This is a genomic window from Streptomyces sp. NBC_00400, from assembly GCF_036048035.1.
Lineage (GTDB): Bacteria > Actinomycetota > Actinomycetes > Streptomycetales > Streptomycetaceae > Streptomyces.
The window spans coordinates 4279446-4296075 of sequence record NZ_CP107940.1; the positions used below are offsets into that span (position 1 = coordinate 4279446).

Consider the following 16630-nt stretch of genomic DNA (forward strand, 5'->3'; position numbering starts at 1 on the left):
CGTCATACCGCATACGCCCGGCGGCCTCCCGGAAGCGTGGCCACCGCAACGGCCGGAAGGTTCTCATGCACCGCCTCCTCGACCGCGCCCACCGCGCCCTCTTCGCCGGGCTCTCCCTCCTCGGCCTCCGCGGCCAGGGACGGGTCCTGCACTGGTACTTCGACTGGTGGCACCGGCGGCCGGACCCGTGGGGCCTGGCCGTGGACGACTACGAGCAGTTCAAGTACGCGACGACCCTGCGGCAGCTCCCCCCTCGCCCCTACCGGCGGATCCTGGACGTCGGGTGCAGCGAGGGAGCCTTCACCCACCGCCTGGCGGCGGCGTTTCCGCAGGCGGAGATCACCGGTGTGGACATCTCGGAGCGGGCGCTCGCCCGGGCCCGCGCCTGCGCGGCAGGCCGCGCCACCCCCGCGTCCGGGGTCGGGCGGTCTCCCCGGTTCGTGCGGCTGAACATCCTCACCGCGCCACCGGAGGACCGCTTCGACCTCGTCTTCTGCGCCGAGCTGCTGTACTACCTGGGCCGGCACCGGCATCTGCGGCGGGCCTGCGCCCATCTGACACGGGCCGTGGCACCCGGTGGACTGCTGGTCCTGGTGCACCCCTGGCCGGAGTCACGCAGGTTCTGTGCGTACTTCGAGGCCGTCGCCGGGTTCCGCTGCGTGGTCGAGCAGGTGGAGCCGGATTCCTTCCGCCCGTTCGCCGTCAGCGTCTACGAGGCTCCGGCCGCGGCCCGGCGCGGGGAACCGAGGGCCCCGGGTCCCGGTGCGGAGCAGGGCCGGGGCGAGTGAGCCCCGCGGTGCATGTCCCGGCGGCCGGCCCTCCGGACGGCGGCCCTCCGGGCGGGCCCGACGGCGGCCCGCCGGGAACGCGGCCGGGCCCACGGCGTACCGAGGCGGCGCGCCGCGTCCTGGCCCGCCGTCCCGGCACCGTGCTGCTCCTCGCCGCCGCGGCGATGCTGCTGCTGGTGTGGATCCCGGCCTGCCTGCGCGTCGGCATGGTGGATCTGCGGGTCTACCGGACCGCGGCCCCGCATCTGCTCAGCGATGATCTGTACGCCTTCCGTCTGGAGCTGCCCGGCCCCGACCTGTTCCCGCTGCCGTTCACCTATCCGCCCTTCGCCGCGCTGCTCTTCCTCCCGCTCTCCTGGCCGCCGTGGCCGCTGGTGAGCGCCGCCTGGACCGCGGCCTCGATCCTGGCGCTCGGCGTCCTGGTCCACTGCTGCCTGCGGATGGCCGACCCGGCCGCGGAGCCCGGGCGGCACCGGCGGCGGGTACTGCTGTGGAGCGCCGCCCTGCTGTGGACCGAGCCGGTCGCCGTCACCCTCGCGCTCGGGCAGGTCAACCTGCTGCTGGCGGCGGGCGTCGCGTACGCGGTCGAGCGGCGCTCGGCAGCGGCGGCCGGGCTCGGCGTGGGCCTCGCCGCCGGGGTGAAGCTGGTCCCGGCCGTCACCGGCCTCTACTTCGTGGTGCACCGGCGCTGGTCGGCGGCGTGCTGGTCGGCCGCGGTGGCCGCCGTCACCGTCGCGGCCGGGTGGTGGGCGGCGCCCCGGTCCGCGGCCGGCTTCTGGCTGCACGCGGTCGGCGACGCCGCACGGGTCGGCCCGGTCGGCTCGGTGCTCAACCAGTCGGTGCGCGGGGCGCTGTCCCGCAGCCTCGGCCACGATGCCGGCTGGTCCGCCCCGTGGTGGGCCTGCGCCGTCCCGGCGGCCCTGCTGGCGCTGACGGCCGTGGTGCGCGCCGCCCGCCGCACCGATCACCTCGGCGCGCTGCTCGCCGTCCAGCTCCTCGGCCTGCTGATCAGCCCCATCTCGTGGTGCCATCACTGGGTCTGGGCCGTCGCGGCGGTCCTGTGGCTGACCCACGCGCCGCACCGGACCCGGGCCCACACCGCGGCCCTGACCGCCTGGTGCCTCGCCCTCGCCGGATTCCTCATCCACTGGCTGGCACTGGTCCAGCCGGACATCTGGCAGTTCGGCCGCCCCTGGTACCTCGCCGCGCTCGGCTGGGGCTACCCCGCCTGCGCCGTCCTCACCCTCGTCGCACTGCTGCGGCCCGTCACCGGGAAGGCAACGGGCCGGGCCCGGCCCCGGGGATCCCTCTTTTCGGCCGGGGCGTCCGGGGCCGGGGCGTCCGGGGCCCGTTCCTAGGGGGTGTCCCTGTACGTCCTATCCGTCCTGTCCGTCCTGTCCGTCGAGACGGATTCCCTTGACGGCGGTGTCGAAGACCGGCCGGTAGGTGTTCCACTGCGCGTCCGGCGCGGAAAGGTAGATCACGTACTGGGTGCCGTCGGCGCCGCTGAACGCCAGCTCCACCGCCCGGTACTTCCGTTTCTTGCCGTCGAAGGTGAACTCCCAGTACCCCGCGGGCCGTCCGCGGAAGGCCGTGGGGTCCATCCGCACCCGCTCGTAGCCCGGGTTGTCCCGGCGGGTCTGGGCCTCTTCGGTCTGCCGCCAGTGCCGCAGCGGATCGGACCCCGCGAACTGGACGATGTTGATCCGCAGCCCCACCAGCCCGGACGGGGCCACATAGGCGACTTCGCCGCCGGGCGGATCCTCGCGCTTCCAGCCGTCCCGTACGGGCAGCGAGAAGCCCTGGCCCTCCTTCTTGAGGTGGTATCCGGCGGGGAGCGGGGGAAGCGGGGAAGGACCGGGGCTTGACGGGTGGCCGGCGGAGGCGGCGCCGGACGGGTGGCTGCCCGACGCATCGGCACCGCCCCACGGCCACAGCAGGACCCCGCCGGTCACGGCGGCGGCGACCGCCACGCCCACGGTGAACCGCAGCACCGTACGGCGCTTGCGGTTGACTCCTTGCGCAGGGGCTGCGGCGGCCTGCGCCGTGTTTGCGGTGGCCACGGCGGACTGCGGCCGGGCGGGCGGGACCTCGAGGGCGGTATGTGTTCCGGAGGTGTCGCCCAGGGGGCGCTGCCCGGCGACGGTGGTGGCTCCGGCGAACTCGCCCAGGAGGCGTTCGGCCTCGTGGGCGTCCATGCGCTGTCCGGGGTCCTTCCGGAGCAGGCTCTCGATCACGGGCGCCAGGTCCCCGGCGTTGCGCGGGGCGTCGTACTCCTCGGTGGAGATGGCGTACGCCGTCTCGATCGCGGTGTCCCGGAGGAACGGCGGCCGGCCCTCGACCGCCTGGTAGAGCGTTGCGCCGAGGGACCACAGATCGGTGGCGGGACCCGGCTCGGCGATCGTGCTCCGGAGGCGTTCCGGCGCCAGGTACTGGACCGACCCGACCAACTCGCCGGTCCTGGTCAGTGAGGGCGTTCCGGACTGCACCGCGATCCCGAAGTCGGTGAGGACGATGCGGCCGTCCTTCCCGAGCAGCACATTGGCGGGCTTGACGTCCCGGTGCAGCACCCCGGCGTCGTGCGCGGCGCGCAGCGCGCCGGCCATACCGCAGCCGATCCGGGCAGCCTGCTCCGGCGACAGCGCACCGTGCCGCTTGACGAGGTCGCCCAGGGTGTCCGAGGGGACGTACTCCATGACGATGCACGGCAGACCCTCGTCGTCGACGACGTCATGCACCACGATCACATGGGGGTGGGTGATCCGGGCGGCGCTGCGGGCCTCGCGGCGGGTGCGCTCGTGGAGCGTCCGGATCTCGTCGTCGTCCAGGTGCGGCGGGACGAGCAGTTTCTTCAGGGCGACATGACGGCCGAGCAATTCGTCCTCGGCCCGCCATACCGTGCCCATACCGCCGCGGCCCACCCGTTCCAGGAGCCGGTACCGGTCGGCTACGAGCCGTCCCAGATCGGACACCGCGAGATCGTCTCCTTCGCCCGGCCGAACAGATTGCGGGAGCACCATAGCCCGGGCGATCGAGCAGCAGTGAGGGCGGCATTCCCCGGTTCCGGGCACGGCGCTCCCGTGGCAGCGGGGCAGGTCCGGGGCAGGCCTGGGCCGTGTCCGGGCAGCTGCGGCAACTGCCGCCGCGGCGCCCCGCGTTCGCGGGGGCCGGCTGCGGGCCGGCTGCGCGCCGGGTCCGGGCCGGGCCGTGGTCCGGCTGCGGGCGCGCACCGGATGGCGCCATGCCGGCGACGCGATGGTGGCGCAATGGTGGTGCAGTGGCGCCATCCGTCGCCACGGTGGCAGCACTTAATGCCATCGTGGCGCCACAAAGGCTTGCGTTGGCGTCACCGTGGTGCCACTATGGCGTTATGGACCTCACGCCGTATGTCGACAACCTCCGGCACGAGCTCGCGGTCGCCGCGGACGCAGGCGGAGACGAAGCCCGTGCCCTGGCCGAACGACTCACCACGCCCCTGGAGTCGGCCACCCGGCTCATCCTGCTCAACGCGCTGTCCTCCGCCATGGCCGAGGTCACCCGCGAGCTGGCACCGGGCTCGGTCGACGTACGGCTGCGCGGACTCGACCCCGAATTCGTGGTGACACCCTCGCCGGAGCCGGCCCAGGAGCCGTACGGGGAGGCCGAGGCGCCCGAGGGTGTGTCGGGCGGCGGGCGGGCGCCCGTGTCCGCCGTCCCCGCGGACGGCGACGAGGGCGGCACCGCGCGGATCAACTTCCGCCTGCCCGCCCACCTCAAGAACCGGGTCGAGGACGCCGCGGGCCACGAGGGCCTGTCGGTCAACGCCTGGCTGGTACGGGCCGTCGCCACGGCCCTGGAACCGGGCGAGAGCCCCCGCTCCGCCGGCCGCAGCCGCCACCGGGGCCAACAGGGTTACACCGGCTGGGTCCGTTAGAGACCCGCGCCGGCCGGCCTTCCCCGGCGTATCGCGCCACCGCGCCACCGCGCACCCATCACCTCACCACCTCTCACCACCACCACCTCTCGCCACCACCACTTCGCACCGCGCCACTTCTCATCTCACCCGCCCTACCAGCGGGAATGCACACCACAGCCATGAGGACGGGACAGCCATGCCTGCTTTTGACACCCCCGAACCGATCTCCGTCACCCTCGAATTCGACATGGGATCCGCCCGGATCACCGCGAGCAAGCGCACCGACACCGTCGTCGAGGTGCGCCCGAGCGACGCCACCGCGGACGCCGACGTACGGGCCGCACAGCAGACCAAAGTCACCTGCTCCGGCGGCAAGCTGGTGGTCAAGGGACCCAGGAAGCGCTCCCTCTTCGGCAAGTGCGGCTCGCTCGACGTGACCATCGAGCTGCCGGCCGGCTCGGACGTCCTGGGCACCTCGCCGATGGCGGACTTCACCTGCGCGGGCCGCCTCGGCGAGTGCCGGCTCAAGACCTCGCTAGGCGATCTCCAGCTGGACGAGGCGGAGGCCGTGAACCTGCGGACCGACTACGGCGACATCCGGCTGGCGCGGGTGACGGGAGACGCCGAGCTCGTCGCCGCGGGTCTGATCGAGGCCGGGGAGATCGCGGGCGCCGCGCTGGTCAAGAACGGCAACGGCGCGACCACGATCGGCGAGGTCACCGGCGCCCTGCGGGCGACCGCGTCCAACGGCCTGATCTCCGTCGGCGTCGCGCACGCCGGGGTCGAGGCCAAGTCCGCCAACGGCGCCATCCGGATCGGTGAGGTGGCACGCGGCCGGGTCGTCCTCCGGGCCGCGGCGGGCGACCTGGAGGTCGGGATCCGTAAGTCCACCGCCGCCTGGCTCGATGTGGCCACCGGTGTCGGCACGGTGCGCAACTCCCTCGGACCGTCCGACGGTCCTGGCGACGCCGCCGAGACCGTCGAAGTACGCGCCCACACCAGCCTCGGCGACATTGTGATCCGCCGCTCCTGACCACCGGCCGCCGACGGCCCGTGACCAGCGACCGCCGGGCGCTCGTGACCACCGGCCACCCACCGCTCGTAGCCGCCGACGGCCCGCCACATCGCAGAACTCGGAACTCGAAGAGGAACTGTCATGATCATGAAAAGCACGGAAAGCCCGCCCCGCCCACCGGCGTCCCGCCCACCGGCGATCACCGCACGCGGATTAGCCAAGTCCTACGGCGACAAGGTCGTCCTGGACGGCATCGACCTGCACATCCCCGAGGGCACGGTGTTCGCCCTGCTCGGGCCCAACGGCGCGGGCAAGACCACCACCGTCCAGATCCTCTCCACCCTCATCCCGGCAAGCGCCGGCCAGGCACAGGTCGCGGGCCGCGACCTGGTCAGCGAGGCCGACGCCGTACGCGCCGCCATCGGCGTCACCGGCCAGTTCTCGGCGGTGGACAACCTGCTCAACGCCCGGGAGAACCTGCTCCTCATGGCGGACCTGCACCATCAAAGCCGCCGCGAAGGCCGCCGCCGCGCCGACGAACTCCTGCAGCGCTTCGAGCTGACCGAGTCGGCCGCCAGGCCCGTCGCCACCTTCTCGGGCGGTATGCGGCGCAAGCTCGATCTCGCGATGACCCTGGTCGGCGACCCGCGCCTGATCTTCCTCGACGAGCCGACCACCGGCCTCGATCCGCGCAGCCGGCGCACCATGTGGGAGATCATCCGCAGTCTGGTCGCCGAGGACGGCGTCACCGTCTTCCTGACGACGCAGTATCTGGAGGAGGCGGACCAACTCGCCGACCGGATCGCCGTCCTGGACCACGGCAAGCTGGTCGCCGAAGGCACCGCGGACGAGCTGAAGCAGCAGATCCCCGGCAGCCATATCCGCCTCAAGCTCGCCGACGCGGACCGCCTGGCATCGGCCGCCGCCCTCTTCACCTCGGCCGCCCGCGACGACGAAGCGCTCACCCTGCACATCCCCGGCGACGGCAGCATCCCCGCCCTGCGCACCGTCCTCGACACTCTCGACCGCGCGTCCGTGGAAGCCGAGGCGCTCACCGTGCACACCCCTGACCTCGACGAGGTCTTCCTCACCCTCACGGGCCGGCCCCCGCAGCCCGGCGCCGCCGCCAACTCTCTGGAGGGGCACGCCCGATGAGCACGCTCCCGTACGCGATGCGCGACTCGATGACGATGCTGCGCCGCAACCTCAAGCGCGCTCGGCGCTATCCCTCCCTGACGCTCTCGGTCGTCGCCATGCCGATCGTGATGCTGCTGCTCTTCGTCTACGTCTTCGGCGGGGCGCTCGGCACCGGCATCGGACTGCCGGGTGCGGCGAACGGCCGCGGCGCGTACGTCAACTACGTCGTTCCCGGCATCATCCTGATGGCCGTGACCTCCGGTGCCATCTCGACGGCCGTCTCGGTCTCCACCGATATGACCGAAGGCATCATCAACCGCTTCCGCACCATGGCGATCTCCCGCGCCTCCGTCCTGACGGGCCATGTGGTCGGCAGCGTCATCCAGACCATGCTCAGCCTCGTCCTGGTCATCGCCGTCGCACTGGCGGTGGGTTTCCGGCCGGACGCCACTCCCGTCAGGTGGCTCGCCGCCCTCGGCCTGCTGGCCCTGCTCGCCTTCGCGCTCACCTGGGTGGCGGCCGCGATGGGCATGGTGGCCAAAACCGTTGAGTCCGCGAGCAACGCCCCCATGCCGCTCACCTTCCTGCCCTTCCTCGGCAGCGCCTTCGTCACCCCCGACTCCATGCCGGCCGGGCTGCGCTGGTTCGCCGAATACCAGCCCTTCACCCCGCTCAACGAGACGCTGCGCGGCCTCCTGCTGGGCACGGAGATCGGCACCAACGGCGTCATAGCCCTGGCGTGGGGCGTCGCGCTCAGCCTGGCCGGCTACCTGTGGGCGCGGGCTGCCTTCCGGCGCGGCGCCACCCGCTGAGCGCGACCCCGCGCCTGAGGCGCCTCCCGTTCACGGCCGGCACCTCACCTTTCCTCGCACCTCACCTTTCCTCGCGCCTCGCCTTTCCTCGCGCCTCAACGCACGGTTCCGCGCGCCGCACCCTTCCTCTCGCCTCACCCTTCACCGCACACCACGGTGTGCTCCGCACCCCGCATCGGAGGACAGCCATGCCCCTGCACCCCGAACACTGCGAGCCCGAACTCTCCGCCCCTGGACACTCCGCCCCTGGACACTCCGCCCCTGAACTCTCCGCCCCCGAACACAGCGGCCCCGTGACGCTGCCGACCGCCCGCCCCGCGGGCTGCCCCTTCGATCCGCCCGGCGATCTGGCGGCACTGCGCACGGAGCGTCCGCTCACCCGGATGCGCTTTCCCGACGGACACGTGGGCTGGCTGGCCACCGGCTACTCCGCGGTCCGCGCGATCCACGCCGACCCCCGCTTCAGCTCACGCTACGAGCTGCTGCACTACCCGTTCGAGGGCGGCTACACCGGCGAACTGCCCCCGGCACCGGTCGGTGACCTCACCGGGCTCGACGCTCCCGAGCACACCCGCTACCGGCGTCTGCTCATGGGCAAGTTCACCGTCCGCCGGATGCGCCTGCTCACCTCCCGCGTCGAGGAGATCACCACCGAGCACCTGGACGCCATGGAGCGCCAAGGGCCGACGGTGGACCTGGTCGAGGCGTTCGCCAAGCCCATCCCCGCGCTGATGATCTGTGAACTCCTCGGTGTCCCCTACGCCGGCCGAGAGGTCTTCCAGCGTCATGTGGCGACGGTGATGACCCAGAGCGCCACGACGGACGAGGTGGTCGCCGCCATGGCCGCGCTGCAGAACATCCTGGCCGAGCTGGTGTCGGCCAAGCGCGCCGAACCCACCGACGACCTGCTCAGCGACCTCACGACCACCGACCTGACCGATGAAGAACTCGCCGGCATCGGGAGCTTCCTGCTCGCCGCCGGCCTTGACACCACCGCCAACATGCTCGCGCACGGCACCTTCGCGCTGCTCTCCCACCCGCACCAACTCGCCGCCCTGCGTGCCGATCCGGGCCTCGCCGACCAGGCGGTCGAGGAGCTGTTGCGCTACCTGAGCATCGCCCACACCAGCGCGCGGTCGGCGCTGGAGGACGTCGAGCTGGAGGGCCAATTGATCAAGGCGGGCGAGACGGTCGTCCTCTCGATCGAGGCCGCCAACCGCGACCCGGAGCGGTTCCCCGACCCCGGCACCCTCGATCTGCGCCGCAAGGCCACCGGGCATCTGTCCTTCGGCCACGGCATCCACCAGTGCCTGGGCCAGCAGCTGGCCCGCGTCGAGATGCGGGTCGCGTTCCCCGCGCTCGTCACCCGCTTCCCGACGCTGCGGCTGGCCGTCCCACCGGAGGACGTCCCCCTGCGCCACCGGATGAACATCTACGGGGTGCACCGGCTCCCCGTCACCTGGGACGAGCGGTAGCCCCGCCGGTCCGCCCGGCGGGGGGCGCGTCTGCCGCACGTCGCACACGGCACACGGAGGAACCCGCTCGCACTCCCGTACGTCTTCCCGCGTACGTGTTGGCGTAGACGGTCCCTGGAGGAACCCGGTGGAGCACAGGATGTTGGGGCAGCGGTACGAGCTGGTGGAGCAGCTCGGGCACGGCGGGATGGGAACGGTCTACCGCGCCGTCGACCACCGGTTGCGCCGTACCGTCGCCGTGAAGACCCTCTCCGCCGAGCTGGCGCTGCAGCCCGAATTCCTCACCCGGTTCCAGCGCGAGGCGCATGCCGCCGCCGCGCTCAACCACCCGGGGGTGGCCACCGTTCATGACGTGGGGGAGGACGCGAGCGGCGGTGCCGCCGAGCCCTACCTGGTCATGGAGTACGTGGAGGGCAGAACCCTCAGCCAGGTCCTCAAGGACGGCGCGCTGCCGGTGGCCCAGGCCCTCGACCTCACCGGCCAGGTACTGGACGCCCTGGAGCACAGCCACCGGCACGCCATCGTGCACCGGGACATCAAGCCCGCGAATGTCATGCTCACCGGCGCGGGCAAGGCCAAGGTCGTCGACTTCGGCATCGCCAAGGCGCTCAGCGAGGCGGCCACCCGCCTGACCGGCACGGGCGTGGCGGTCGGCACCCCCGCCTATCTGGCCCCGGAGCAGATCAACGGCGGCGAGACCGATCACCGTACGGACCTCTACGCCGTGGGCTGTCTGCTCTACGAACTGCTGACGGGCCGTCCCCCGTACACCGGGGATTCCCCGTTCTCCGTGATGCACCAGCATCTGTCCGCGGAGCCGGTCCCGCCCTCCCGGCTCCGCCCCGAACTGCCGCCCGCCGTCGACGCGGTGATCGTCCGCGCGCTGCACAAGGGCCGGGAGGACCGCTTCGCGAGCGCATCCGCGATGCACGAATCACTCGCCGAAGCCGCCCGTGCCACCACACCGTCTCCCCCCGTCCACACCCCCGTCCGCACTCCCACCGCATTCGACCCGGCCGCCGCCGGCCACGCTCCACGGGGACAGGCCGCACCCGGCCACGCCGCACCCGGCCATGTCGCTCCGAACCACTTCGCACCCGGCCACGCCACCGGGGGCCCCGCCCCGGCGGCTGCCGCCTCCGCCACCCCCTCCGGCAGCGGGCCGGAAGCGTCCCCACCCCCTCCCACCCGCCGCAGACCGGCCCGCGTGGTCTTCCGGCCGACGGCCGAAGGCGCGGTCGCCCTGCTCGGCTGCTTCCTCTCCCTGGTGATATCCCGGACCGACATGATCGAGGTCGGCCAGTTCAACCGGGTCGCGCTGCTCGCCGCCGTCGCCGGGGCGGTGCTCCTGCTGTGGTCGGCACGGCTCGCCTGCGCGGTGTCCTGGGGCCCGGTGGCGGAAGCCGTGGCCGCATGGTCCGAACTCTCCCGCGGCACCATCGGCTGGGAAACCCGCTACGTCATCATCGCCCTGGTCCTGGCCCTCGTCGCCGCACTGTGCCTGGCGGCCGGCTACAAGGACGACCACGCGGGCGGATTCGCACTCGTGGCCTTCTGGTTCACCGCCCTGACCGCCGTCTGGTTCTTCCTCGACGACCTCCACAAGATCGGCGTGTTCTACGTCCTGCTCCTCGGCGTCACCCTCACCATCGGCACCCAGGCCCTCAAGTCCCGCACCCGCGCACCGTCGGCCGGCCGCCTCACCGCCCCACCCGGCACGGCCGCCGCACCGAAACCGCCGGAACACCTCCGCACCGCCCACCGCCGGCCACGAAAGCCGGCCGACCAGCACGCCCGCGGGTAGCGGGAGTTGCGGCGGTGGCAGTCCCGGCCCTCGCCCGGGCGGCGTGGCACCGTTCCGACCCCGCAGGGCTCTCCTCACCACCTCACTCCGCGCGCAGGAAGCGGCGCAGAATGAGCCGGAGCGTGGGTAGGTGGCCGGCCGGATCGAAGGCCGGGGCGGTGGCTGCGCTCGTGCAGAGCGAGGAGATCAGGGCCAGGACCCACGACGCGGCGCTGTCCGGGTCGAGTTCGGGATCGATCTGACCGGCCGCGGCGGCCCTGGTGAGCAGTCCCGCGATGGTCGCGTGCTCATCGGCGCTGTCGCGGCTGAGCAGCGTCTCGAGTTCGGGGTCCCGGTATGCCTGGACCATGGCTTCCATGACCAGTGGGGGCGTCAGGGGGTTGGTGGCCGGGGCGGCGAGGAGGTCCACGATCTCCAGCAGGGCGCCCCACGGGTCATCGGCGGCCAGCGCCTGCGCAAAGCGTTCGGCCTTGTCGTCCCCCTCGCTCTCGAAGACGGCGAGGAAGATCGCGCGCTTGTTGGGGAAGTAGGGGAACAGGTTGCCCGCGCTCATGCCGGCGGCCCGGCAGATCTCCGCGGTCGTCGTGCGCTCGAAACCCTTGGTGGCGAGCAGGTTCCTCAGCGCGTACGGGTGCCTGTGTACGGACACCTGCGTGCGGGCGCCTGTGTGCGGGCGCCTGTGTGCGGGCATCCGCGTGCGGGCACCCGCGTGGGATGCCCGCGGCGGAGCCATCGGGTCGGGTGACGGTCAGTTGACGCAGACGAGTCCCAGCACGCACAGATGCGTCGGGGAGGTCGGCTCGGCGGACGGGGCGGTCGGGTCGCTCGGCGTGGTCGACGTGGGGGGCGCCGTGTGCGTCGGTGAGGTGCCGGTGCCGGCCGAGTGTCCGGTGGGAGCGGGGGCGGCGGTCGTCGTCGGTGCCGCGGCACCGGAGCGGTGGGCGGGTGACGTCCCGGCCGCGGTGGGCGTCGAGGCGTGCGGCGCCGCGTTGTGAGAGGCGGGGGAGTGTGCCGGGGTGGCGGAGTGCTGCTGCCGGACCGTCGTGGCCGCGGTCGGGGCGGCGGCGGGGGCGCTCTGCTGCCGGTCGGCCGCATGGCGCGGGTGCGTAGCGGGGTGCCGGGATGCCTCGGTGTCCGGCTGCTCCGACGACGAGGCGGCCGCTTCCGTACGGGGCGAGCCCACGTTCCCGGGCTCCGGCGCCGAGGACGCCTGTGCATGGCCGGCGGACGGTTTGTTCTGCAGCAGTGAGACGGTCAGGCCTCCGCCGACAAGGGCAAAGGCCGTGGCGGCCGCGGCCCGGCGCCGGTGCTTCTTCCAGCGCGCCAGCTGCCGACGCCGGGCCGCCCGGCCCTGGCCGGTGGCAGCGGCCGCTCCGGTACCGCCGGACGCACCGCCCTCGGCAGCGTCCGCCCGCACCTCATCGTCGTCGAAGGCGCTGCTGCCCAAGGCGCTGCTGCCCAGGGCACTGGCACTGCTGCCCAAGGCGCCGCTGTCGGGGGCACCGCTGTCGAACGGCGCGCTGTCGAACGGCGTGGCGGCGGACGGTACGGCATCCGACGGCGCGGCAGCGGAAGGGCCGGCTGCGGACGGCTGAGTGCCGTGCTGCCGAGGGCGCTGAGGGGCGCCGAGGCCGGCGGCTTCCTCCGCACGCCATGCCTCCCACGCCGCGGCAGCGGCCTTCGCGCGCTGCAGGCGCTGGCTGGGCGGGGCGATGTCCGGAGCGTAATCGCCGCATCCCGGGCAGACGAGTGCCCCGTTGAGACTCCGGCGGCACGACGAGCAGTAGTCCATCTGCGATCTTTCTGTGCTGACTGCGCCGCCAAGGACGCCGGCGACCTGATCAAGTTCGCACGCGGGATCGAGCGGGCTGTAACGCTAACGGCACCCCCCGAGGGCGAAGCGAAGGGCCTGTGACGCTTCGGTGCAGATTCCTCACCAGTGGCCCTTGGTGTGCCTTGGCACTCCGGACATGTGGCGACGAATCCTGTGATGGGCCTGTGGACGCGGACCGCAGCAGGTGCCAGGGGGTGGCCAGGGGCGGGGTCGGTGGCGTCGGTGGCCACCGACCCCGTCCCTCACCCACCGGGTGGAGTTTTCTCCACCCGGAAGACGGGATGTGGCGCCCGTGCGCGGTACGGCCCCGCTCCGCTTGGCTGGAGGGGACGCCGTGGCCGCGACCGTGCACGGAGTCACGGGGCACGGAGTCACGGGGGTCCGGGGCCACGGCGTCATGGGGTCAAGCGTCCAGGGGGAAAAGTGTCCGTCACCGGAGTCGGCGTCGAGCAGGCCGTGACGCTCAGTGCGGTGGCCAGGCTGTACGGCCGCGGCGAGCGCCGGGTGTCCGCCCTGCGTGGTGTGCACTGCGCCTTCGCCCGTGGATCGTTCACCGCGGTGATGGGGCCCTCGGGCTCGGGCAAGAGCACCCTGCTCCAGTGCGCGGCGGGCCTGGACCGCCCCACCTCGGGGCGGGTGTTCATCGGCCGCACCGACATCAGTGCGCTGTCCGAGACGGAGCTGACCAAGCTGCGCCGGGAGCGGATCGGCTTCGTCTTCCAGTCCTTCAACCTCATGCCGTCGCTGAACGCGCGCAAGAATGTGGCGCTGCCGCTGCGGCTGGCCGGGCAGCACCCGGGGCGCGCACAGGTGGACGCCGCGCTCCGGCAGGTGGGGCTGGGCGACCGGGGCGGCCACCGGCCGGCTGAGCTGTCCGGCGGCCAGCAGCAGCGGGTGGCCATCGCCCGCGCGCTGATCAGCCGGCCCGAGGTGCTGTTCGCCGACGAGCCGACCGGCGCCCTGGACACCCACACCAGCCGTGAGGTGCTGGGCCTGCTGCGGTCCGTGGTGGACCAGGCCGGGCAGACGGTGGTCATGGTCACCCACGACCCGGTCGCCGCCTCCTGGGCGGACCGGGTGCTCTTCCTGTCCGACGGGGCGGTGCACGGCGAACTGGCGGGCCCGACGGTGGCCGCGGTGAGCGAGCACCTGGCACAGCTGGGCGGCTGACCCATGGTGTCCCTCGCTCTGTCGACCCTGCGCGCCCGGTGGGCGCTGTTCGCCGGCACCTTCCTCGCGCTCTCGCTCGGCGTCGCGCTGATCGCCGCTACCGGGCAGGTCCTCGACGCCACCCGGGGCACGTCGAAGCCCGGCGGTCCCGGGCGCTACGACGCCGCAGCCGTGGTGGTGCGGGCCGGTCAGTCGTTCACCGTCGGCTTCGGCAGCGGGGACGGCGCGTACGACGAGCGCCGGACGGCCACCTCCCCGCACCGCCTGGGCGACGTGCGGCGGATCGCCGACGCCATCCGTGCGGTGCCCGGTGTGCGGCGGGCCGTCATCGACCGTTCGCTGCCCGCACGGGTGGTGACCGGCCACGCCGTTGGCCCGTCCGCCTCGTCCGACTCTTCTGACCCGTCCGCCCCGTCCACGCCGTCGGACCGCCCGGTCGGCCACGGCTGGTCGAGCGCCCCGCTCACGCCCTTCCGCCTCACCCGGGGCCACCCGCCCGCCGGCGACGGGGAGGTGGTGCTCGCCGCCGCGCTGGCCGAGCGCGCCGGGGCCGCCGTGGGCGACAAGGTCGCCGTGGTGACCCCGCGAGGCCGGCAGCGGATGACCGTCGCCGGTATCGCGGCGCCGCCCGGCACGGACGGGGTGCCCGGCGAGGCCACCGTCTTCTTCGCCGACGACACCGCACAGCGGCTGTCGGCCGACCCGGACCGGGCGGACGCGGTGGCCGCTCTCGCCGCGCCCGGCACCTCCGCCACGGCCCTCGCCGGCCAGGTCCACGCCGCGCTGCCGGACCCGTCCCTCACGGCCGCGGCCGGCCCGGCCAAGGGCGGCCACCCGGCCGCCGCCTCGCGCGCCGCGGCGCTCGGGGACGTCGCCACCCTGCTCGCCGTGATGGCGGTGATCGCCGGCTTTGTCGCGGTCTTCGTGGTGTCGGGCACCTTCGCCTTCGCGGTCGCCCGGCGCCGCAGGGAACTGGCCCTGCTGCGCACCGTGGGGGCCACCCCGCGCCAGGTACGCCGCATGATCATGGCGGAGTCGGGGCTGCTGGGCGTCGTCGCCTCGGCCGCGGGCTGCGGCCTCGGGATCTTCGGCGGGCGGCTGCTCGCCGCGGTGCTCTCCTCCTTCGGTATGGCGCCCGAGGACTTCGACGTCCCGGTGTCCCCCGCGGTCCTGCTGATCAGCTTCTTCGCCGGGCTCGGCGTCGCGCTGCTCGGTGTCTTCGCCGCCTCGCGCCGGGCCGCCAAGGTCCGCCCGGCCGAGACCCTGCGGGACGCCGCGGTGGAGACCCGGGTGATGACGACGGGCCGGTGGATCACCGGGTCGCTGTTCCTGGCCGTGGCCGTGCTGCTGCTGATCATGCTGCCGCAGGCGGGCAGCGACGGCGCCGTGGTGATCTCGCTGGTGCTGACCGAGATCCTGGTCGTGGCGATGGTGGCCTTTGCCCCGCTGCTCGTTCCGCCGCTGGCGCGGGCGGCGGCCCTCCCGTCGGCCGCGCTCACCCGCGTCACCGGCGCGCTGGCCGGTGACCACGTCCGTGCCGCGGTGCGCACCACCGCCTTGGCCGCCGCTCCCATCCTGGTCACGGTGGCCGTCGCCGGCTCCCTCATCGGCGTCACCCGCGCGAGTGCGGCGACCACCGTCGCCGACGACCGCGCGCACCTGAAGGCCGATGTGGTGGTGGCCGCCGCCGACGGCGGCACGGGCACCGGCCTGCCCGCCGCCGCGCTGCGCGACCTGTCCTCGGTCCCCGGCGTACGGACCGTCTCGCCGGTCGACGGGACCAGCGGCTTCCTCGTCGGCTCCCGCTATGTGATGGTGAGCGGCATCGGCGCGGTGGACCCGGCGCGGCTGTCCGGCGCCCTCCGGCTGGACGTGGCCAGGGGTTCGCTGGGCGCCCTGCGGGGCGACGCCGTGGCGGTGACGAAACCGGTCGCCGGACAGCTGGGCTGGAAGGCGGGCGACGACGTCGAGGTCTACCTGGCCGACGCCACGAAGGTACGGGTCAAGGTCGCCGTGGTGATCAGCTCGTCGGCGGGCCTGCCCGCGGTGCTGTTCCCGCGGGACGCGCTGGCCCGGCACGCGCCCGACACGATGGCGGGCGCCGCCTACCTGTCGCTGGCGCCGGGCACGGACCGGGCCGCCGTGACGGCCGCCGCCGGAAAGATCGCGGACGCATACGGCGCATCCGCGCACGACCGGGACGACTGGCTGGCGCAGCGCGCCTTCGCCACGCACGAGGAGGGCCGCATCCTGGTCCTGGTACTGCTCGGCATGTCGCTGCTCTACACCGGCATCGCCATCGCCAACACCCTGGTCATGGCGGCCGGGGAGCGGGCCGAGGGCATCACGCTGCTGCGCAGGCTCGGTGCGACCCGCGGGCAGGTGCTGCGCACCGTCGTGTGGGAGACGCTGACCGTGGTGGCCGTGGGCGGGGCACTGGGCGTGCTCGCGGGCGGGGTGACGATGCTCGGCACGAGCCGGGCGCTGTCCGAGTCCGGCGAACCGGCCGAATTCCCCGTGCCCTGGCAGGAGATGGGGGCGGTGCTGGCCGGCTGCCTGCTGGTCGCCCTGTCGGCCGCCCTCGTGCCCACCCTTCTCCACCTGCGCTCCTCCGCGGACCCGGCCGGGAACGCCAAGGCGCCCGGCACGCGGGACCCGGCGCCGACGGGCGTGGGGTGAGGCGGCGGCGCCCGTTTCCTT

Annotated in this window: 13 protein-coding genes; 10 read left to right on the forward strand and 3 right to left on the reverse strand. The window is 73.6% G+C overall.

What is annotated here, in order from left to right; translation table 11 throughout:
* The first annotated feature begins 65 nt into the window (after nt 1–65).
* Both OHS81_RS18615 and OHS81_RS18620 read left to right on the forward strand, forming a co-directional pair.
* Nucleotides 66–788: a class I SAM-dependent methyltransferase gene (locus OHS81_RS18615; protein WP_328385870.1), complete on the forward strand. Its 723-nt coding sequence runs from the start codon at nt 66–68 to the stop codon at nt 786–788.
* A complete protein-coding gene (locus tag OHS81_RS18620; RefSeq protein WP_328385871.1) occupies nt 785–2146 on the forward strand; it encodes a glycosyltransferase 87 family protein in 1362 nt (453 codons plus the stop codon). The genes OHS81_RS18615 and OHS81_RS18620 overlap by 4 nt, the downstream gene beginning before the upstream one ends.
* An 18-nt stretch (nt 2147–2164) precedes the next feature.
* Here the strand turns inward: OHS81_RS18620 and OHS81_RS18625 are convergent, their stop codons facing one another.
* Nucleotides 2165–3760 carry a serine/threonine-protein kinase gene (locus tag OHS81_RS18625; protein ID WP_328385872.1) on the reverse strand — a complete coding sequence of 532 codons (1596 nt, stop codon included), beginning with the start codon at nt 3758–3760 and terminating at the stop codon, nt 2165–2167.
* Nucleotides 3761–4158: 398 nt separating this feature from the next.
* On the opposite strand from OHS81_RS18625, the gene OHS81_RS18630 reads away from it, so the two are divergent.
* The 6 genes from OHS81_RS18630 (at nt 4159) to OHS81_RS18655 (ending at nt 10926) form a co-directional block, all read left to right on the forward strand.
* Nucleotides 4159–4701: a hypothetical protein gene (locus tag OHS81_RS18630; protein ID WP_328385873.1), complete on the forward strand. Its 543-nt coding sequence runs from the start codon at nt 4159–4161 to the stop codon at nt 4699–4701.
* A 178-nt stretch (nt 4702–4879) separates the two neighbouring features.
* The gene (locus OHS81_RS18635; RefSeq protein WP_328385874.1) at nt 4880–5716 is read left to right on the forward strand and encodes a DUF4097 family beta strand repeat-containing protein; all 837 of its coding nucleotides are present in this window, start codon (nt 4880–4882) and stop codon (nt 5714–5716) included.
* A gap of 123 nt (nt 5717–5839) precedes the next feature.
* Nucleotides 5840–6853, forward strand: coding sequence for an ATP-binding cassette domain-containing protein (locus OHS81_RS18640; protein WP_443058723.1), 1014 nt, complete (start codon nt 5840–5842; stop codon nt 6851–6853).
* Nucleotides 6850–7647 (forward strand): ABC transporter permease, encoded by a 798-nt coding sequence (locus tag OHS81_RS18645; RefSeq protein ID WP_328385876.1) that lies wholly within the window; start codon nt 6850–6852, stop codon nt 7645–7647. The genes OHS81_RS18640 and OHS81_RS18645 overlap by 4 nt, the downstream gene beginning before the upstream one ends.
* Before the next feature lie 188 nt (nt 7648–7835).
* A complete protein-coding gene (locus OHS81_RS18650) occupies nt 7836–9122 on the forward strand; it encodes a cytochrome P450 (protein WP_328385877.1) in 1287 nt (428 codons plus the stop codon).
* Between the two features lie 139 nt (nt 9123–9261).
* The gene (locus tag OHS81_RS18655) at nt 9262–10926 is read left to right on the forward strand and encodes a protein kinase domain-containing protein (protein WP_328385878.1); all 1665 of its coding nucleotides are present in this window, start codon (nt 9262–9264) and stop codon (nt 10924–10926) included.
* 82 nt (nt 10927–11008) lie between these two features.
* Here OHS81_RS18655 and OHS81_RS18660 read toward each other — a convergent pair whose 3' ends face one another.
* Nucleotides 11009–11575 carry a TetR/AcrR family transcriptional regulator gene (locus OHS81_RS18660; RefSeq protein WP_328385879.1) on the reverse strand — a complete coding sequence of 189 codons (567 nt, stop codon included), beginning with the start codon at nt 11573–11575 and terminating at the stop codon, nt 11009–11011.
* Nucleotides 11576–11674: 99 nt separating this feature from the next.
* Nucleotides 11675–12718 carry an SCO2400 family protein gene (locus tag OHS81_RS18665; protein WP_328385880.1) on the reverse strand — a complete coding sequence of 348 codons (1044 nt, stop codon included), beginning with the start codon at nt 12716–12718 and terminating at the stop codon, nt 11675–11677.
* A 465-nt stretch (nt 12719–13183) separates the two neighbouring features.
* Here OHS81_RS18665 and OHS81_RS18670 point away from each other — a divergent pair, with 465 nt between their 5' ends.
* Both OHS81_RS18670 and OHS81_RS18675 read left to right on the forward strand, forming a co-directional pair.
* Nucleotides 13184–13930 (forward strand): ABC transporter ATP-binding protein, encoded by a 747-nt coding sequence (locus tag OHS81_RS18670; RefSeq protein WP_328385881.1) that lies wholly within the window; start codon nt 13184–13186, stop codon nt 13928–13930.
* 3 nt (nt 13931–13933) lie between these two features.
* The gene (locus OHS81_RS18675) at nt 13934–16609 is read left to right on the forward strand and encodes an ABC transporter permease (protein ID WP_328385882.1); all 2676 of its coding nucleotides are present in this window, start codon (nt 13934–13936) and stop codon (nt 16607–16609) included.
* Nucleotides 16610–16630 lie beyond the last annotated feature (21 nt).